The following is an 18,410-nucleotide window of genomic DNA, read 5'->3' on the forward strand; positions in this document are numbered from 1 at the left end:
GGCCCGCCCACGCGGGCCGGAGATGTCGATGACCGGTGACGGAAGGATGCGAGATGCTGTCTCACGACTCTGGCGGGCGCACGGAGCGGAACACCATGCGGGCGCGCGACGGCAGGGTGGCCCGCCGCGACCAGACCCGGGCCCGGCTGGTGGCGGCGACGATCGATCTCCTCGCGGCGAAGGGCTACGCGGAGACGTCCATCGAAGAGATCGCCGAACTGGCCGGTGTCAGCAAGGGCAGTGTGTTCTACAACTTCGGCGCGAAGGAGGACCTGTTCGAGGATGCGGTCCGCTCGTGCGCGGATCTCCTCGCCGGCCGGATGGAGGACGCGCGGGGCGGCACCTCCGGTGGTCAGGCTCTGGAGCGGATCCTGGCCGCGCTGTTCCGCCTGGCCGAGCAGTACCGGGCGGCCGTGCAGGTCCTGTCGAGCGAGTTGATCCGGACCGGCCGGCCGTGGTCGGCACGGGTCCCCGCGCTGCGGACGAAGATCCTCGAACCGCTCGTGACGGCGCTCACCGAGTATGTGGAGGAGCTGAGCGTCGCCGGAGAGATCGGGCGCGAGGTGCCCGCGTCCCATCTGGAGAGCCTGGCCGCGTCCCTGTGGGGCGCCGTGGTGTTCGTCAGCCTGTCCACTCCGGGCTCGGTGCCGGGCGACGCGCGCAGACACGTCTTCCAGACGCTGCTGACGTTGCTCGCCGGGTACAGGGGTATCGACTCGGCGCCGGTGGCGTTCGCCCCGTCCGCGGCGGCGCCGGTGGCGTTGCGCCCGACAGGATCCCTCGGCTGAGGCACGGGCCTGTCGGGGGGTCACCGGACCTCGGCGGGCCCGGCGGCGAAGGTGTTGCACGCCGCATAGCCGGATGTGGTGGCCGCGAGTCCTCTGTCGAACCATGCCTGCGTGCTCGCCGCCGTGCCGTGGGTCCCGCTCCCGGGAGTCTGTCCGGAATAGAGCTCCGTGAACATCGCGTGTGTCTGTGTGAGCATGTCGTCGGTCGCGCCCATGCGCGTCCATGCCGCGTTGAAGAACATGCCGGCCATGCAGGTGGCCTGCAACTCCAGCCGTCGGCTGTCGGCCGTCGAGGTCGCGCCCGTGCCGGCGATGTTCGTCGCGTGCTGGAGGTAGTGCCCGTACTCGTGCGCAGCGATCCAGTACAGGGCGAGCGGGTTGCCGGTGACCGCCTGCCGGGAGCGGAGGGCCGTGAGGGAGAAGTACAGGGTGCCGTCCGCCCCGCAGTAGTCGCCGAGGGAATCGGCGGTGATCGCGCTGCCGCACCCGGTGCCGACGGAGTCGGAGGAGAAGACGACCGGCGGCGACGCGACCTGGATCTCGTACTCGGCCAGACGCGGCTCGTTGAGCCTGTGGAGGCAGTCGAGGATGGCGGTGATCGCGGACTTCGTCTCCGCGTCGGCGCCTCCGGGCCGGTAGGCGCCGAGCGCCGGACAACCGGCCGTGGCCGCGTCGTGCGGCCACGAGATGTTGTACAGGACGTTGTCCTCGGCACCGTTTCCGTTGTAGGTCGGGAACACGGTGCCGACGGGGGTCGTGGGGCCCGCCGGGGGGATGCTCTCGTCGGCGATCGGCGGCGTCGGGCTCTCGACCGGCGTCACGGTGGAGGGGGCCTGCGACGGGTGGGTCTGCGGGCGCGGCTGCAGCGCGAGCGCGATCCCGGCGACGAGGATGACGACGCCTCCGACGGCCGCGGCGACGAGGATGGCGCGGCGCCTGCCCCGCCGGGACGCGGCGGCGGGTCGAGGATCGGGTGTGCGAGGGGGCTGCTGGTCGGTCACGGGGTCCTCCTCTCCGTCCGCCCGAGCGTACCGGCGGCGCGGCCGACACGTCCCGGGCCTGTGGACGCGGGCAGGCTCGTGGTGTTTGATGCACCCCGTCCTGTGCGTCCGTGGAAGGATGGCGGGGAGGGGAAGGAAGAACATGGGAGCGTTGAAGGATCGCCTGCGGACCGATCTCGTGGCCGCCATGCGCGCGAAGGACGAGATCGCGAAGACGACACTGAGAAGTGCGATCGCGGCCATCCAGAACGCCGAAGTGGCCGGAGACACCGCCCGGGATCTGAGCGAGGACGAAGAACTGGCGGTCGTGAACGGCCAGGTCACCAGCAGGCGCGACTCCGCCGAGGCGTACACGGCCGGAGGTCGCCCCGAACTCGCCGAGCGCGAACTGGCCGAGGTGGAGATCCTCCTCGACTATCTTCCGGCGCCCCTCACGGACGCCGAGGTCGAGGCCATCGTGAGCGAGGAGGTCGCTCGTGCGGCCGAGGAGTCCGGCGCGGTGCCCACGATGCGAGACATGGGCCGCATCATGAAGGCCGTGACCGCCAGGGTCTCCGGGCGCGCTCCCGGCGCGGAGGTGGCCGCCAAGGTGAAGCGCACGCTCTCCTAGCCATGGCCCGCGAGGAGCCCGGCTCCTGGAGACATCCGCTGGACAGCGGCCTCCGGCTCGCCCTGACCGTGCCGCTGCTGGCCGCGATCGCGGCCGACCTGCCGCGGATCGTCGTCGTGACGCAGACCCTCGCCGGGGTCCAGGTGGGCGGCATGGTCATCACGATGGCCGGGCTGGTGATCCTGCTGGGACTGCTGGCGACGGGCCTGCAGACGGTCACCCGGCTGTGGATCGTGGTCGTGCTCCTCTTCTGCGGTCAGGCGTGGGGCCTGGCCGACGCGATCATCTGGGATCGCCCGCCCGTGACCTGGTGGCCGACCGGCGGGGCCATCGTGCTGGCGTGCGCCCTCGCCGTGTGGACGACCTCGACCCGGCGGGTGCTGGTGGTGCTGCCCGCGATCCTTCTGCTCGGACTGTGCCGGTTCGGCGTCGTGGTCCTCGTGAACGAGCCGCTGGAGGAGGCGGTCGCTGAGGCGATCCTGATGCTGGAGGTGGTCGTGATGTCGGCCATCATCTCCGATGTCTTCCGCGACTCGGCCGCCGCGACGGATGCGGCCCTGGCGGAGCGGCGCGGCGCGAAGTCGCAGCGCGCCGCCGCGAGCGTGTATCGCGATCAGTTGCGCGAGGTCGAACGATTCCTGCACGACGAGGTCGTGCACGCGCTGCGCGCGATCGCGATGGACCGTGAGCGGGTGCCCGCCGAGGACGCGGTCCGGGCGGCGGCCGACGCGTGGCAGAAGCTGAAACCGGAACGCGAGCCGCCCGTGGCGTCCCGCGACCTGATGACCGCGCTGGAACGACTCGCCCTCGATTCTCCGTGCGAGGTCGAACTGCGAGGCACGGCACCGGCTCTTCCGCCCGATGTCGTGGAGGCGGTCTGGCTCGCCGCGGCCGAGGCCGTCCGCAACGTCCTGCTCCACTCCGGCTCGGCCCGCGCGGAGGTCGTGGTGGCGGGCCGGGGCCGCGGCGTCGTCGTCGCGGTCGTCGATCACGGACGGGGTTTCGACACGAGCGGCACACGGTTGCGAGGCGCCCAGTCGTCCATCGTCGAGCGGATGGAGGCGGTCGGCGGGTCCGCGACGATCGCGTCGGACGGCGACGGAACCCGCGTCGAGGTGTCGTGGGTGCCGCGCATGCCCGACACCAACCCCGCCGCCGTCGTCCCCGGCCGGATGGCCCTGGCCGCTGTCCCCTCGCTTGTGGGAACCGTGGTCGTGGCGGCACTGCTGGCGGCCTCCATCGCGCGGCCGTGGCCGGCGCTGGCGGCGACGGCCGTCGTCATCGTCGTGGGGGCGATCGGCGTCCAGCTCGTCCGGCGCGGCCGGATGAGTCTGTGGTACCAGGCGGCGATGCTGTGCTGCGCGCACGGAGCCATCATCGTGAACGTGCTGGCCCTCGACCCGGCGGACCCGCAGGGACAGCATCTGTGGCTCATCAACGGCGTCACCCCGCTGGTGCTGCTGCTGATCGTGTCGACCACGTTCGGCTGGGGACTGGCCGTCGTCGTCAGCGTCGTCGTGACGGGTTTCGCCGCCGCATGGACGCATTTCGGCGGCGAGGCCACCGTCACCCACTTCATCCTGGTGCTGGTCATTCCGAGCGCGTGGCTCGGGGTGCTGGCCATGCAGATGATGATCGACCGGCTCTCCCGGCGCGCGCTGGAGGCATGGGAGGCCGCGGCACGCAGCGACTCCCACGCCCACCACCTGGCTGCGCGGGCGGAGATCTCCGAGCGCCGGCTGGCCCGGATCCGGGAGGAGATCGGGCCGTTCCTGTATGCGGTCGGCGACGGAGCGCTCGATCCCGACTCCGCCGACGTGCGCCGTGACGCGGCCGTGCTGGAGGCGCTCGTCCGCGACGACATCCGGTTCGGGGGCGGATCTCCCGCGTTCCGGCGCCAGCTCACCGCGCTGCGGCGCGGTGGCTGGGAGGTGGACGTCCGCATGTCGACGGCCGGCGTCCGCAGCCGCGGCGACGCCCTGCTGGACCTCGTCCTCGCGCTGCCCGATACCGCCCAGGGCGCGAGCCTGGTGATCACCTCGTCCACCGATCACCTCGTCGCGGTGCTGGAAGGCCTCCCGCCCGAGACGGTCGCCGGCCTGGCACGGGAATGGGTTCGGCGGGGAGGAGACGTCCTCGCCGCAGACGACTTCCTGCGGCTGACGCTGCCGCTCACCCCTGTGGAGACGCCGCTGGATCTGGTCGCCGAGGCGGACTGAGCGGCCCCCGGCGACCCGTGGCTCCCGGGATCGGCGGGACGACGGGTGGACCGGAACGTAACCATCGCCCTCGCCGCGGCTACCGGATGGTTAGAATCCCGCTATGGACACCCACCCGGTCCGCGTCGGCGCGGTCGACGACCATGAGATCGTGCTGCGCGGCGTCGCAGGGCTCGCGGCGACCTTCCCCGACCGCCTCGCTCTCGTCGCCGAATCCACGACCGTGGCCGGACTGCTGGCCAAGCTCGCCGTGACGGGCGTCGACGTGGTGCTGTTCGACCTGCACCTGGCCGACGGCTCGGTCATCACCGAGTCCATCCCCGCCATCTTGGCCACCGGTGCGAAAGTGCTCGTGTTCACCTCCGACGTGCGCCCTGTTCCCGTGCGCCAGGCGATGACGGCCGGCGCGGCCGGGATCGCGCTCAAGTCCGATCCCGACGAGAAGGTCCTGCAGGCGATCGAGACGGTGGCGACAGGTGAGTTCGCCGTGACGAGCGAGCTGGCCTACGTCCTCGCCACCGATCCGCAGCTCACGCCGAAGCTGGCTCGCCGTGAGGTGGAGGCCCTCGAACTGCTGGCCCAGGGCGTCCCGAAGAAGGCCATCGGCCGGCAGATGGAACCGCCCGTGCTGGCGAGCACCGTGAACACCTATTTCACCCGGATCGCGCAGCGGTACGCACAGTTGGGCCGTGAGGTCGGGAACGTCTACGGCTCGGTGCGCGAGGCGACCCGGGACGGGTACCTGGACTCCGTCTGAGGTGCCGGCGCAGATGACGTCCGGCCTTCCGCCGGAAGTCGAGCTCATCGCCGTGGTCGCGGGCACGGTCGGGGCCGAACCGTACGTTCTCGCATCGGAGCACACTCCCCCGGCGTTGCCCGCCGGGCCGCTGCTGACCGACCACCGCTCCCTGCAGCAGGCGTTGCGCACGTGGGTCGAGGACCAGACCGGGCTGCAGCTCGGTTTCGTCGAGCAGTTGTACACCTTCGCCGACCTCGACCGGACCGACAGGACGTCGCAGCGGTCGCTGTCGATCTCCTACCTGGCGCTCACGCGGCTCCCGCAGGCGGCGCCCGGCTGGCTCGCATGGTACGACCTGTTCCCCTGGGAGGACCGGCGCGACCGGCCCGGCCTGTCCCCCGACCTCGCCGGACGGCTGCTGGACTGGGCCGCGCGGGACGCCACGGGTGACCGGCTGTTGCGGGTGCAGATCCTCTTCGGATGGGACGAGCGCCCCTGGCTGCCCGAGTTGGCGCTGCAACGGTACGAGACGGTGTACGAGGCGGGCCTGGTCGCCGAGTCCGGAGGCGGTCTGCCCGGCTCGGGGCCTGCGATGATGCGCGACCATCGGCGCATCGTCGCGACCGGCATCTCCCGGCTGCGGTCGAAGATCCAGTACCGGCCGGTCATCTTCGAGGCGATGCCCGGCCTGTTCACGCTCGGACAACTGCAGCAGGCCGTGGAGGCCATTGCCGGCCAGACCGTCCACAAGCAGAATTTCCGCCGCCTCGTGACCGGTCAGCAACTCGTCGAACCGACCGGCCGGATGAGCAACGACACCGGCGGGCGGCCCGCCGAGCTGTTCCGGTTCCGGACCGCCGTGCGGGACGAGCGAGCCGTGATCGGCACGAAGCTACCGCGTCCGCGCTGAGGGGCGCGAACGTGTCCAACGACGTCCCGAGGCTCCGCCGGGCGTGCGGGCCGATGGGAGGCTGACCGGGTACGTGTCGAAGGAGGACTGATGTTCCGCACGCCGCTGGTGTCCGCTCGTGGCGAGGTCGTGGTGGGGGCGCGTCGCGCCGTGGTCGTCGGATGACGGGCCGCGTGAGACCCCTCGCGCTCCTTCCGGGGCTCGCGGTCAGCGTCCTGATCGCGGCGGCCGCGCTCGGCATCGGCGTGCTGGCGCCCGTGCTCGGCGCACCCGTCGTGGCGATCCTCGTCGGTCTGATCGTCCGGCAGGTGGCCGGACTGCGTCCGTCGTGGGCGGCCGGCGTGGCCTTCGCCGCCAAGCCGGTCCTCCAGGCGTCGATCGTGCTGTTCGGCGCCGGGATGTCGCTGCGGCAGATCGCGGAGGTCGGTGCCGACGGGCTGCCGGTGATGCTGGGCACGCTGGCGATTGCACTGTGCGGTGGGTACGTCCTGGGACGGCTGCTGCGGGTGGAGCCCGACGTCGGGGCCCTCGTGACCTACGGGACGGCCATCTGCGGGGCGTCCGCGATCGCGACGATGAGCGCGGTCATCGGGGCGAGCGGCGCGACCGTCGCGTATGCGATCACCGTGATCGTGGTCTTCAACGTGCTGGGCGCTCTGCTCTTCCCCGTCATCGGCCACGCCCTGGGCCTCTCGGGACAGGCCTTCGCGCTGTGGGCGGGCACGGCGGTCAACGACACCTCGTCGGTCGTGGCCGCGGCGACGGCCTACGGGGGTGCGGCGGTCGCGGCGGCGGCGGTCGTGGTGAAGCTGACCCGGACGCTGGCGATCGTCCCGCTCGCACTGGTGGAGTCCTGGCGCCGACAGCGCAAGGACGCGCAGTCCGGCGGGAGGCGGATCGTGTGGTGGCGGCTGGTGCCCGCGTTCCTGGTCTTCTTCCTGCTCGCGGCGGGGGTGAACTCGTTGGGAGTCATCCCCGATGCGGCGCACGAGCCGATCAGGACGGCGGCGACGGTGGGCACCACGATCGCCATGGCCGGGGTCGGGTTGTCCGCCTCGCTGAAGGAATTGCGGGCCACGGGGCTGCGTCCGCTGCTGCTGGGCGGCATGCTGTGGGTTGTGGTGGCCGCCAGCAGCCTCGCGCTGCAGGCGATATCGCATCATTGGTGACGGGCGATCGCCGGGACGACCTCGGCCGGAAGGAGACAGCATGGGCGCGAACGTGGCACTGGGCATCGACATCGGCGGCTCCGGGATCAAGGGCGCGCCCGTCGACCTGCGCACCGGCAAGATGACCGGTGAGCGCCTCCGGATCGAGACCCCGGCGCGCTCGACGCCGAAGGCGGTCGCCAAGGTGGTGCGCCAGATCGCGAGGAACTTCGCCGACGAGCTTCCGCCCGACTCCCCCATCGGCGTGACGATCCCGACCGTGGTGCAGCACGGGGTCGTGAAGACGGCGGCGAACATCGACGACGAGTGGATCGACGCGCCCGGACAGCAGATCATCGCGGAGGCGGTCGGCCGTCCGATCTCCCTCGTCAACGATGCCGATGCGGCAGGGCTGGCCGAAGTGCGCTACGGCGCGGCGAAGGGTCGTGACGGGCTGATCCTCGTCGTCACGCTCGGCACCGGAGTGGGCGTGGCGATCGTGCACGACGGCGTTCTGATCCCGAACGCCGAGCTGGGGCACATCGAGCTGGACGGGGTGGATGCCGAGACGCGCGTCTCGGCCGCGGCGCGTGAGCGCGAGGGGCTCTCGTACCCGCAGTGGGCCGCACGCCTGCAGCGGTACTTCTCGCAGGTCGAGTTCCTGCTGTGGCCGGACCTGTTCATCGTCGGGGGCGGTGTGTCGCGCAAGGCCGACAGGTTCCTGCCCCTGCTGAAGCTGCGAACGCCGATCGTCCCGGCGGAGCTGCGCAACGGTGCGGGCATCGCCGGGGCCGCGCTGTTCGCGGCGGCCGAACGCAACAGGTGACGTGCGCCTCGGGACGGCGCACCTGTCGGCACGACGGTCGTAGGTTCCATCGAGCGCTCTGGTTCGTGCGGAAAAGCGAGAAAATCCGGCAGTTCCGGAGCGTTCACCGGGACCCGGCGCGCTTGACCGCACTGCGTCGAGATCCTCACAGTCAGGCCACGACCGAGACGGGCGCGCCGTCGGTGATCCGCAGAAGGTCGTCGTAGGTCGTCGGGAAGAGCGCGTGCGGGGTTCCTCCCGCGGCCCAGATCTCGTCGAACTCGGCCAGGTCGACATCGACGACGGTCTCGATCGGGGCGGGATGCCCGACCGGGGCGACACCCCCGATCGCCTGGCCCGTGGCGGCGCGCACCTGGTCGGCGGACGCGCGCGAGATCTTCTGCTTTCCGAGCCGGGTTGCGAGCGCGACCACGTCGACGCGGTGCGCCCCGCTCGTCATCACCAGAAGCGGCTCGCCGTCGGCGAGGAACACGAGGCTGTTCGCGATGGCGCCGACGTCGCAGCCGATCGCCGTCGCCGCCTCCGCGGCGGTCCGTGCGGAGTCGGGCAGAATGCGCACGGCGCCGGTGATGCCGGCGGCGGCCAGCGCGTCGGCCACCTTCTGGGCGGATGCGGGCAGGGACATGCTCATCGGACCTCTCTCCATCGCTGGTGGCAGCCTAGTGTTCGCGTGACGATCCCCTTCCGGCTCGTCACGTCGTGGCACCCCCACATCGAACGCTCTGGTTCGTGCGGAAAAGCGAGAAAACCCGGCAACTTCGGAGCGTTCGCCGGGACCCGGCGCGCTTGACCGCACTCTTCGGCCGTCCTAACTTTGGGTAGGCACACCTAACCAACTGACGATTCGGACGGAGGCGGCATGGGTCGGGGCTGGCAAGGGGCGGTCATGCGGGTGCTCGGAGCGCGCGACCACGAACTCACCCTCCTCTCCGCCCACGACGTCTGCACCGGATTCCGGCGGCTGCGCTTCTCGTCGCCGACGCTGCTCGCCGAGGTCGCCCCTGAGCCGGCCGCGTGGGTGCGGATCTGGTTCCCCGACCCCGCGCACCCCGGCCGGGAGGTCCAGCGGGGGTACACCATCGCCGAGGCCGACCCGGAGACCGGCGAACTCGACATCGACGTGGTGATCCACGAGCCGGCGGGCCCTGCGTCGGCGTGGGCGACGACGGCCGTGCCGGGAGCGACGGTGATGGCGCAGTCGTACGGCTCGGAGCCGTTCGTGGCGGATCCGGCTGCGCGTGGACTGCTCCTGGTGGGCGACCCGTCGGCCGTCCCGGCGGTCAACGGGATCCTACGGGCCGTGCCGGACGTGCCGGTCGAGCTGTTCCTCGAACAGCACCACGACCACGAGAGGGACATCCCGCTGGCACCCCACCCGTCGCTGCACGTCACGCGGGTGCCGCACTCCCCCGGAGCCCTCGCAGGCTCCATCGGTTCGCGTGACTGGGCGAACTGGCAGGTGTGGGCCGCCGGCGAGTCCGCGGCCCTGAGGGCGTTGCGTGCGCTGCGCGGCCGTCCCGGCGGGACCAAGGCCAACACCTATCTGCAGGCGTACTGGATCCGTGGCAGGGCGATGGGCCGCACGCGCGACGACACCTCCGGCCCGGTCCCTGACTGACACCGACGTGGACATCGACCCGGCCCGCCCGGGCACCTGCGGCTAGGCTGGCGGCGTGGCAACGGATCTGTATGCCGGACCGGTGGACTACCTGGTGTTCTCCTTCCCCGAGGAGGCCCGCGCGGACGCCGGACTGAAGGAACTGCTCGGCCGTGTCGATGCCGGACTCATCGAGATCCTCGATGTGGAATGCGTCGCTGCGGGACCGGACGGATCGCCCGTCCGGCTGCCCCTCGGCGAGGTGGCCACCGCGGAGACCGCCGCAGCCTTCGACGGCGTGGCGAGCGACATCCTCGACTCCGAGGACCTGGCGACGATCACCGGCGCACTGCCCCCTGGTTCGCGGGCGCTGGCCGTGGTGTACGAGGAACGCAGCCTCGCCACCACCGCGGAGGCCTGGGCCACGGAGGGCGGACGGCTGCTGATGTCCGGCGGGATCGAGATCGACGAACTCGAGCACTCCCTGGACGTCACCGAGGCGGTGGGGCGATGAGCCTGTTGCGCACGGCTGCTCGCGCTCACGTGGCCGCGAGCGTGATCGGACGCACACATCGCAGGCAACAGCAGCGATGGGCCGCGCAGGACGCCGCCACGCAGGCGGCGGCGAGGCAACCGGCAGCCGCACCCGCGCCCGGTCAGCCCCCGCAGGGTGGACCTCCGGTCCCCCCGCCGCCCGCGGGCGGCCCGGCTCCGCAGCCCGGCCTGGTGGATCAGCTCACCCAGCTCGCCGCGCTGCGCGACAGCGGCGTGCTCTCCCCCGTCGAGTTCGAGACGGCCAAACAGCGCATCCTCGCCGGAGCCTGACGGCCCGGCGAAGGGCGTCGACCGCGGTCGGTTCGCGGAACGCTCCGTGGCGCGGCGACCCCCGTCGTGTTGGGTAAGGTCGCGGTCATGCGAGGACCCGCACACCGCAGCCAGGTCGAGCCGTTCCACGTCATGCAGGTGCTGCAGGCCGCGACCGAGCGGCAGCGCACCCACGGCGACGCTCTCCTCCTGTGCGCGGGCCAGCCGTCCTCGGCGGCGCCGCGGCCGGTCCTGGAGGCCGCTCGCGAGGCCCTGCGCACCGATGTCCTCGGCTACACCGAGACCCCCGGCATCCTGCCCCTGCGCGAGGCGATCGCCCGTCACCACCGCGAGCGCGACGGGATCGACGTCGATGCCACCGAGGTATACGTCACGACGGGATCGTCGGGCGCTTTCGTCGCCCTCTTCCTGGCGGCGTTCGACCCCGGGGACACGATCGCGATGACCCGGCCCGGATACCCCGCGTATCGCAACACGCTGACGGCCCTCGGCTGCCGGGTGGTCGAGCTCGACGGTGCCGCGACCCGGTTCCAGCCCTCCGTCGCCCAGCTCGACGCGCTGTCCGAACCGCCCGCCGGCGTGATCGTCGCGAGCCCGGCGAACCCCACGGGAACGATCATCGATCCGGCCGAACTGGACGCCATCGCGGGCTGGTGCCGCGCCCACGACTGCCTGCTGGTGAGCGACGAGATCTATCACGGCATCTCCTACGGGCGTCCGACGCGCAGCGCGTGGGCGACCGGTCGGGACGCGGTCGTCATCGGCTCGGTCAGCAAGTACTTCTCGATGACCGGCTACCGGATCGGCTGGATGCTCCTGCCGCAGTGGCTGCGGCGACCGGTCGACGTGCTGAGCGGCAACCTGTCGATCTGCCCGCCGGCAGTCAGCCAGTACGCCGCCGTGGAGGCGTTCTCGCGCCGGTCCCGCGCCGAGCTCGACGGGCACGTGGACCGGTACGCCCGCACCCGGGAGCTGCTGCTGCGGCGGCTGCCCGAGCTCGGGATCACCGACTATGCGCCACCCGACGGGGCGTTCTACGCCTGGTGCGACGTCTCCCACCTCACCGCGGACTCGACGCGGTGGTGCGCGGAGGCACTCGCCGCGACCGGCGTGGCCCTCACCCCGGGCATCGACTTCGACACCGTGACGGGGCACCGGTTCGTGCGGATGTCGTTCGCCGGGTCGACCGCCGACGTCAACGCCGCCATCGACAGGCTCGCCCGGTGGGAGGCCGACTGAGACCCGACGCTCAGGCTCGCGGCTCGTCGTCGCACCCGGATCCCGCACGCCGCGTGGACGCGGCCGAGATCGCGGCTCTCAACTCGTCGTAGCCACGAGTGACGGGAAGCTGACCGAAGGCGTCCACGACGCTCTGCGGCGGGTCGAACAGGATGCCGGCGTCGGCCGCGAGGAGCATCGCGGTGTCGTTGTGGGAGTCCCCCGCGGCGATGATGCGGAACCCGAGGTCTCCGAACGCACGAACGGCCGCCCGCTTCTGGTCGGGCAGCCGCAGCCGGTAGCCGGTGATCCGGCCGTCGCCGTCCACCATGAGGGAGTGGCAGAACAGCGTGGGCCAGCCGAGCTGGCGCATCAGGGGCCGGGCGAACTCCGCGAACGTGTCGGACAGGATCACCACGCCGAACCGCTCGCGCGCCCAGCCGAGGAACTCGATCGCTCCGGGCAGGGGCGCCATCGTCGCGATGACGTCCTGGATGTCGGAAAGCCGCAATCCGTGGCGGTCGAGGACATCGAGCCGGTAGCGCATGAGCACGTCGTAGTCCGGTTCGTCCCGGGTGGTGCGCCGCAGCGCCTCGATGCCCGTGCGCTCGGCGACGTTGATCCAGATCTCCGGAACCAGGACGCCCTCCAGGTCGAGACAGACGAGCTCGGGCCGCGGATCGGGCGCGCTCGACATCCCGTTCTCGGTCGGAGACGGGCTCGGATGCCGTCGGTCGGCGGTCGCGGATGGCATCAGGCCTCCTGGCACAGGGGAATGCGGTCGGGGTCGGTCAACGCGACGGTGGCCACGTCGGGGACGGCCGCGGCGGCGAGCAGCCGCCGCGCCGCCGGATCGTCGGCGACCGCGCCCTCGTGGACGCGGAGATTCTCGGTGAGGAAGGCGTGGACGGTCGGCCCCGCGACGCCGTCGGGCCCGGCGAGACGCGGCCGCACCGCGAGCACGCCCAGGATGAAGCCGGGCACCCGGGGCTGTCCGGCGATGCCGGGCTGGAAGTACGGCAGGGCGAGACCGCGGGCGCCGTGGCGGTCGTAGAAGCGCAGTCGCGCGACGGGGTCGCCGCCGGATTCGCTGCCACCGTGCAGCGCGGGATGCTCGAACTCGCCGACGAGCAGGTCGACGTCGTCACCCTGGATCGTGGCGTCCACCGCGTGGCGGTAGAGTGCGCCGCCCACTCCCCCGCCCCGCCGGCCAGGGGCCAGCGCGAGGTAGGTCAGCAGCGCGGTGGACGACTCCGCGTACCGATCGCACACCGCGACGCCGAGCACCTCCTCGTCGTCCGACAGGGCGGCCCAGGCGAGGCTGCGTCCCGATCGCCAGTGCGGCTCGAGCGTCTCGTAGGGACCCAGCTCCGCGGCCGGGAACGTGGGCACGAGCACACGGTCGTACGCCCGCCGAAGCACGGCGGCGGCGGTGATCGGAGCGATGTGCACACGCACATCCTAGGGAAACGGCCGCTGCGGCGTGGCGGGCGTGCCCGGCCGGCACCCGATGCCCGGACCTCTTCCGCCGGGGTATTGCCGCGGCACGGGCACAAGATGACGCAGGGGGCGCGGGCGAATGCCCCTAGCCTTGCCGCGTGAGCCTGCTGCAGGCCGTCCTCGGCTTCACCGTTCTGGCCGCGCTCGTCACGGTCACCCCGGGGCTCGACACCGCCCTGGTGCTGCGATCCACCCTGACCGCGGGACGTCGCGCGGGGCTCGTGACCGCCCTCGGCATCAGTTCCGGCCTGCTTCTGTGGGGAGCCGCTGCCGCGCTCGGCGGGGCGCTGCTGCTGGCGACCTCCCGCCTCGCCTACAGTGTCGTGTCCTTCGCCGGTGCGCGTACCTGGTGTTCCTCGGGGTCCGCATGATCCTGCGCACCATCGGGCGACGCGGCGGGCACGACGTCCTGCCCGCCGCTCCGGCCGCGACGCTGCGCCGCTCGTATCTGACGGGGTTGACGACCAACGTCCTCAACCCGAAGATCGGGGTCTTCTACGTCGCGACGATCCCCCAGTTCGTCCCCTCCGGCTACCCCCCGCTCGGGGTCGGCCTCATGCTCGCCCTCGTCCACGTGACGCTCGGTCTCCTGTGGCTGGGCTCGCTCATCCTCGCGTCCGGCTGGGCTCGGCGCCGGCTGGCCGATCCTCGGGCCCTGCGAGCCGTGGACAGGGTCACCGGGGGCGTGCTCATCGCATTCGGCGTGGGCCTGGTCTGGCAGCACACCTGACCCGCGGCACTCCCGCTCCGCGGGCCGCCTCGCTAGCGTGGGGCGATGGACACCATGTACGACGTGATCGTCGTCGGCGCCGGCCCGGTCGGCGAGAACGTGGCGGATCGCACGACCCGCGGGGGCCTGCGCACCGCCCTCGTGGAGGGTGAGCGGGTCGGTGGCGAGTGCTCCTACTGGGCATGCATGCCCTCGAAGGCGCTGCTGCGCAGCGGTGCCGCGCTGCGGGCCGCCCGGGCCGTGGGCGGTGCGGCCCAGGCCGTGACCGGCGACCTCGATGTCGGCGCGGTCCTCGCACGCCGCGATCGCCTCACTCACGGCGGGGACGACACGTCCCAGGTCGAGTGGGTGGCATCGGCGGGGATCGAGCTCATCCGCGGGCACGGCCGCCTCGCGGGCGAGCGGATCGTGCAGGTCACGGCCGGCGACGGACGGGCCGTGACGCTCACCGCGCGGCACGCCGTGGCGGTGTGCCCGGGATCGGCCGCGCTCATCCCCGACATCCCCGGGCTGAGCGAGGCCGGCCCGTGGACCAACCGGGACGCGACCGGGGTGCAGGACATCCCCGCCTCGCTCGTCATTCTCGGCGGAGGCGTCGTCGCTGCCGAGATGGCGACGGTCTTCACCGACCTCGGCTCCGCGGTGACGATGGTCGTGCGCTCCCGTCTCCTGCGCGGCGTGGAGCCGTTCGCGGCCGACGCCGTACGGGCGTCGCTCACCCACCGGGGCGTGGACATCCGCGAGGGCATCGCCGTGGCGGCCGCCCGACGGATCGGCGGCTCCGTCCACGTGATGCTCGCCGACGGCCGGACGGTGACCGGTGACGAGGTCCTGTGCGCGACCGGACGCCTGCCCCGCACGACCGACCTGGGTGTCGACGCGGTGGGCCTCGTGCCCGGAGCGTGGCTCGACGTCGACGACACCCAGCGCGTCCGGGGCAGCGACTGGCTCTATGCCGTGGGGGATGTCAACCACCGCGCGGCCCTCACGCACCAGGGCAAGTACCAGGCCCGGGCCGCAGGGGACGTGATCGTCGCGCGGGCCTTCGGCCGGCCGGTCGACGACCGGCCGTGGGGCGCACATGTCGCCACCGCTGATCATGCCGCAGTGCCGCAGGCGATCTTCACGGACCCCGAGATCGCGGCTGTCGGGCTCACGGAGGCGCAGGCGCGCGAGAAGGGGCTGCCGGTCCGGGTGCTCGACCACGACCTGTCCTGGATCGCCGGAGCAGCCACCTGGTCCGATGACTACCGCGGACGCGCGCGGGCCGTCGTCGACACCGATCGCGAGGTCCTGGTGGGAGCGACGTTCGTCGGTCCCGAGGTCGCCGAGTTGGTACACGCCGCGACGATCGCGGTCGTCGCGGAGGTGCCGCTCGAGCGGCTGTGGCACGCGGTACCGCCCTACCCGACCGTCAGCGAGGTGTGGCTGCGGTGGCTGGAGGAATACGGACGGTCCGCAGACCGCTCGCGATGACGCCGCGTCCGCGCCGTCCGACCGGATCGGCTCGCCGGCGTGGACATCACGCCGGGGAGCGGGTCGGCATGGTGAAGTGTGTGCACGACAGGCGGAGCGCCTCACCGACCGGCCGGACGCGGCCGAGGCCCCGCCGACCACCTGGGAGGACGACATGCGCATCTTCGTGATCGGAGCCGCCGGGGGCGTCGGACGGAGACTGACCGCGTTCCTCACCGAGTCCGGCGACCGGGTCAGCGGAATGCACCGACGGCCCGAGCAGGCCAGCGACATCCGGGCGGCGGGAGGGTCACCCGTCGCGGGCGGTCTCGTCGCCGACTCCGTCTCCGAACTCGCGGGGCGCGTGCGTGGACACGATGCCATCGTGTTCTCCGCCGGAGCGCACGGCACCGGGATCAGCCAGACGACGGCCATCGACGGAGACGGGCTCGAGAAGGCGGCACGTGCCGCGGTCGAGGCGGGGGTTCGGCGCTTCGTGCTCGTGTCGGCCATGCCCGAGGCCGGTCGCGGCGGCCAGCCGGTCGAGCGCTTCGAGCACTACATGGCCGTCAAGAAGCGTGCCGATGCGTTCCTCGTCACCACTCCCCTGGACTGGCTCATCGTGCGCCCCGGGACGCTCACCGACAGCGCGGGGACCGGGGCGGTGCGGGCCGGACTGGCACTCGTCTACGGAGCGGTGTCGCGGGACAACGTCGCCGCATTCCTCGCGGCCGCCCTGCACGCGCCGCGCCTGAGCCGGGCGATCGTGGAGTTGACCGACGGACCGACGCCCGTCGCCCAGGCCGTCCAGCACGTCGTGCGCACGATGGGGCGCTGATCGCGATCAGAAGGAGACCACGATGACCGACCAGGATCTGCCCGCAGAGGGTACCGCCGAGACGCAGGACACCGTCGCGCCGGCCGTCGCGGAGGAATCGGACGGCGCCCCCGGTGCCGCGGCCGAGCCCGACGCCGTCCCCCTGGGGCCCGTTCCGGACACGTCCGCCGCAGCCGACGCGCCGCGGTCCCGACGCCGGTCACGGGTGCTGATCGACATCAGCCATCCGTTCCGCTGGGGTTTCGTCGTGACCGCGGGGGCACTCGTCGCGCTGGCCATCGCGGGCGGCCTCTCGTCCCTGTCGACGGTGCTGATCTCGATCGGCGTCGCGTTGTTCATCGCGCTGGCGCTCGATCCGGTCGTCCGGTGGCTGCAGTCGCACGGGATGTCGAGGGGGTTGAGCATCGCCATCGTGTTCGTGGGCTTCGCCGTGGTCGTCGCGGGCGTGCTGGCGTGGCTCATCCCGGTGGCCATCACGCAGATCGCCCAGTTGGCCGGCAACATGCCGGGGTATGTGATCCAGGTCGAGAACGCCGACTGGTTCAAGCGGGCGCTCGAACTGTTCGGCCAGGGCGGCGACGTCTACGCCGGCATTCTCGACCAGGCGTCGGCGTGGCTGGCCGACCCGGCGAACCTGCTCGCCCTCGGCGGCGGTGCGGTCGCGGTGGGCACCGGCGCCATCAACGCCTTCTCGGGCACTTTGATCGTGATCGTGCTGACCCTGTACTTCCTCGCGACGCTGGGCAGCATGAAGCGCGCCCTGTACAGCCTGGCGCCGGCCTACGCGCGGCCGCGGCTGGCCGAACTCACCGAGAAGGTGACCGAGGCCGTCGGCAGCTACGTCGCCGGCATGGTGGTGCTCGCGTTCTGCAATGCCGTGTTCGCGTTCCTCCTGCTCACGATCCTCGGCATCCCGTTCGCGCCGCTGCTGGCGCTGCTCGCCCTGCTCATCACGATGATCCCCATGATCGGGCCGTTCCTCTTCCTGATCATCGCGACGATCATCTGCCTGTTCCATGCGCCGGTCACGGGGCTGATCTTCGCCATCGCCTACTTCGCGTACATGGAGGTCGAGGCGTACGTCCTCACACCGCGTGTCATGACGCGGGCGGTGGACGTCCCCGGGTCGCTCGTGCTCATCGGCGCGATGGTGGGGGCGAGCCTGCTCGGCCTGCTCGGCGCCCTCGTGGCCGTGCCGGTCGCCGCCTCGCTGCTGATCATCCTGCGCAATGTGTACATCCCGCGCCAGGATGCGCGGCTGCGGCCCGAGGACTGAGCGGTCATCGGGCGAGGCGCGCCCAGTTCTCGCGGGTCAGGTCGGCAGCGCGAGCGGAGTCCTGCCCGGCCGCGGCGGCGATGATCGCGGTGTGCTGCGCGGGCGAGGCCGCACCGGTGAGGGATCCGAAGTGCAGGAACTCCGCGCGGCGCAGGGTCCCGGTGACCTCCTCCAGCAGGCGCGCCAGGAGCGGGTTGCCGCTCGCTGCCACCGCGACGCGGTGGAAGGCGTCGTCGGCCTCGATCGCGGCCTCGGCGTCATCGACCGCCAGGGCGGCCGTGAGCCGGTCGTTCGCGGCTTCCATGGCGGCCAGGTCGGCCGGCGCCAGGTGCGGGGTCGCGAGCCGGACCGCCAGGGCGTGTAGTTCGGCAGCCACCACCTGGGCGTGCTGCAGCGCCGTGGGATCCTCGGGAGCCACGATCGTCATGCGGCCCGGAGAGCTGTGCACCAGGCCGACACGCTGCAGCCGGAGCAGCGCCTCGCGGACCGGTGTGCGGGATACGCCGAGCCACGCACCGAGATCGGCGTCGCGCAGTTGTTCCCCCGGGGCGAGTTCGCCGCGGACGATCGCATCGCGCAGCGTGCGATAGACGTCGTCGCGAAGCGGACGACGGCGATGGACGTCACGCGCGGCGGGAACGGGCACGGTGCCTCCTCGGTCAGCGGGCCGATCCGCGATCGACCGGTGCGTTGGATCTGGTGAATGCAATATATTGCATGTTGTCGATCC

At 72.1% G+C, this 18,410-nt stretch carries 19 protein-coding genes and 1 pseudogene; 15 read left to right on the top strand and 5 right to left on the bottom strand.

Features of this window, described 5'->3' with window-relative positions:
- Positions 1 to 53 precede the first annotated feature (53 nt).
- Positions 54 to 788, top strand: a complete 735-nt coding sequence (locus G555_RS0107825) for a TetR/AcrR family transcriptional regulator (RefSeq protein ID WP_028708456.1) — start codon at positions 54 to 56, stop codon at positions 786 to 788.
- 20 nt (positions 789 to 808) lie between these two features.
- Here G555_RS0107825 and G555_RS21180 read toward each other — a convergent pair whose 3' ends face one another.
- Complete coding sequence (locus tag G555_RS21180) at positions 809 to 1,789, bottom strand: neutral zinc metallopeptidase (RefSeq protein ID WP_028708457.1); 981 nt, start codon at positions 1,787 to 1,789, stop codon at positions 809 to 811.
- 142 nt (positions 1,790 to 1,931) lie between these two features.
- Here G555_RS21180 and G555_RS0107835 point away from each other — a divergent pair, with 142 nt between their 5' ends.
- The 6 genes from G555_RS0107835 to ppgK all read left to right on the top strand — a co-directional run bounded on the left by G555_RS0107835 (position 1,932) and on the right by ppgK (position 8,241).
- Entirely contained in the window at positions 1,932 to 2,399 is a 468-nt protein-coding gene (locus G555_RS0107835; RefSeq protein ID WP_028708458.1) for a GatB/YqeY domain-containing protein, read from the top strand.
- 2 nt (positions 2,400 to 2,401) lie between these two features.
- On the top strand, positions 2,402 to 4,618 hold the full coding sequence (locus G555_RS0107840) for a sensor histidine kinase (protein ID WP_028708459.1): 2,217 nt from the start codon (positions 2,402 to 2,404) through the stop codon (positions 4,616 to 4,618).
- Between the two features lie 103 nt (positions 4,619 to 4,721).
- Entirely contained in the window at positions 4,722 to 5,375 is a 654-nt protein-coding gene (locus G555_RS18640; protein ID WP_051208563.1) for a response regulator transcription factor, read from the top strand.
- A 13-nt stretch (positions 5,376 to 5,388) separates the two neighbouring features.
- On the top strand, positions 5,389 to 6,267 hold the full coding sequence (locus G555_RS0107850; RefSeq protein ID WP_028708460.1) for an NUDIX hydrolase: 879 nt from the start codon (positions 5,389 to 5,391) through the stop codon (positions 6,265 to 6,267).
- 173 nt (positions 6,268 to 6,440) lie between these two features.
- Entirely contained in the window at positions 6,441 to 7,436 is a 996-nt protein-coding gene (locus G555_RS18645) for a YeiH family protein (RefSeq protein ID WP_245581220.1), read from the top strand.
- 40 nt (positions 7,437 to 7,476) lie between these two features.
- Positions 7,477 to 8,241, top strand: a complete 765-nt coding sequence (gene ppgK / locus G555_RS0107860) for a polyphosphate--glucose phosphotransferase (protein ID WP_028708461.1) — start codon at positions 7,477 to 7,479, stop codon at positions 8,239 to 8,241.
- 151 nt (positions 8,242 to 8,392) lie between these two features.
- Here the strand turns inward: ppgK and G555_RS0107865 are convergent, their stop codons facing one another.
- Positions 8,393 to 8,872 (bottom strand): YbaK/EbsC family protein, encoded by a 480-nt coding sequence (locus tag G555_RS0107865; protein WP_028708462.1) that lies wholly within the window; start codon positions 8,870 to 8,872, stop codon positions 8,393 to 8,395.
- A gap of 255 nt (positions 8,873 to 9,127) precedes the next feature.
- On the opposite strand from G555_RS0107865, the gene G555_RS18650 reads away from it, so the two are divergent.
- The 4 genes from G555_RS18650 to G555_RS0107885 all read left to right on the top strand — a co-directional run bounded on the left by G555_RS18650 (position 9,128) and on the right by G555_RS0107885 (position 11,902).
- Positions 9,128 to 9,859 (top strand): siderophore-interacting protein, encoded by a 732-nt coding sequence (locus tag G555_RS18650; RefSeq protein ID WP_051208564.1) that lies wholly within the window; start codon positions 9,128 to 9,130, stop codon positions 9,857 to 9,859.
- Positions 9,860 to 9,914: 55 nt separating this feature from the next.
- Positions 9,915 to 10,352, top strand: a complete 438-nt coding sequence (locus tag G555_RS0107875) for a DUF6325 family protein (RefSeq protein ID WP_156887473.1) — start codon at positions 9,915 to 9,917, stop codon at positions 10,350 to 10,352.
- Positions 10,349 to 10,663, top strand: a complete 315-nt coding sequence (locus tag G555_RS0107880) for an SHOCT domain-containing protein (RefSeq protein WP_028708464.1) — start codon at positions 10,349 to 10,351, stop codon at positions 10,661 to 10,663. Before G555_RS0107875 ends, G555_RS0107880 begins: the two co-directional genes overlap by 4 nt.
- 87 nt (positions 10,664 to 10,750) lie before the next feature.
- Positions 10,751 to 11,902 (top strand): aminotransferase class I/II-fold pyridoxal phosphate-dependent enzyme, encoded by a 1,152-nt coding sequence (locus G555_RS0107885; RefSeq protein ID WP_028708465.1) that lies wholly within the window; start codon positions 10,751 to 10,753, stop codon positions 11,900 to 11,902.
- 10 nt (positions 11,903 to 11,912) lie between these two features.
- Here G555_RS0107885 and thrH read toward each other — a convergent pair whose 3' ends face one another.
- Entirely contained in the window at positions 11,913 to 12,635 is a 723-nt protein-coding gene (gene thrH, locus G555_RS0107890) for a bifunctional phosphoserine phosphatase/homoserine phosphotransferase ThrH (RefSeq protein WP_245581221.1), read from the bottom strand.
- Positions 12,635 to 13,333, bottom strand: coding sequence for a GNAT family N-acetyltransferase (locus G555_RS18655; RefSeq protein WP_051208565.1), 699 nt, complete (start codon positions 13,331 to 13,333; stop codon positions 12,635 to 12,637). Before G555_RS18655 ends, thrH begins: the two co-directional genes overlap by 1 nt.
- Before the next feature lie 227 nt (positions 13,334 to 13,560).
- Between G555_RS18655 and G555_RS22820 the strand changes: the two are divergent.
- From G555_RS22820 to G555_RS0107915, 4 genes and pseudogenes are all read left to right on the top strand, one after another.
- Positions 13,561 to 14,111: pseudogene (locus G555_RS22820) on the top strand (LysE family translocator).
- Between the two features lie 45 nt (positions 14,112 to 14,156).
- Positions 14,157 to 15,587, top strand: a complete 1,431-nt coding sequence (locus G555_RS0107905) for a dihydrolipoyl dehydrogenase family protein (protein WP_028708467.1) — start codon at positions 14,157 to 14,159, stop codon at positions 15,585 to 15,587.
- Between the two features lie 76 nt (positions 15,588 to 15,663).
- The gene (locus G555_RS0107910) at positions 15,664 to 16,404 is read left to right on the top strand and encodes an NAD(P)H-binding protein (RefSeq protein ID WP_211223199.1); all 741 of its coding nucleotides are present in this window, start codon (positions 15,664 to 15,666) and stop codon (positions 16,402 to 16,404) included.
- A gap of 22 nt (positions 16,405 to 16,426) precedes the next feature.
- Positions 16,427 to 17,680 (top strand): AI-2E family transporter, encoded by a 1,254-nt coding sequence (locus tag G555_RS0107915; protein ID WP_028708469.1) that lies wholly within the window; start codon positions 16,427 to 16,429, stop codon positions 17,678 to 17,680.
- A 4-nt stretch (positions 17,681 to 17,684) separates the two neighbouring features.
- Here the strand turns inward: G555_RS0107915 and G555_RS18665 are convergent, their stop codons facing one another.
- On the bottom strand, positions 17,685 to 18,326 hold the full coding sequence (locus G555_RS18665; RefSeq protein WP_036921609.1) for a GntR family transcriptional regulator: 642 nt from the start codon (positions 18,324 to 18,326) through the stop codon (positions 17,685 to 17,687).
- Positions 18,327 to 18,410 lie beyond the last annotated feature (84 nt).

The sequence above is a fragment of the Propionicicella superfundia DSM 22317 genome (assembly GCF_000423465.1).
Lineage (GTDB): Bacteria > Actinomycetota > Actinomycetes > Propionibacteriales > Propionibacteriaceae > Propionicicella > Propionicicella superfundia.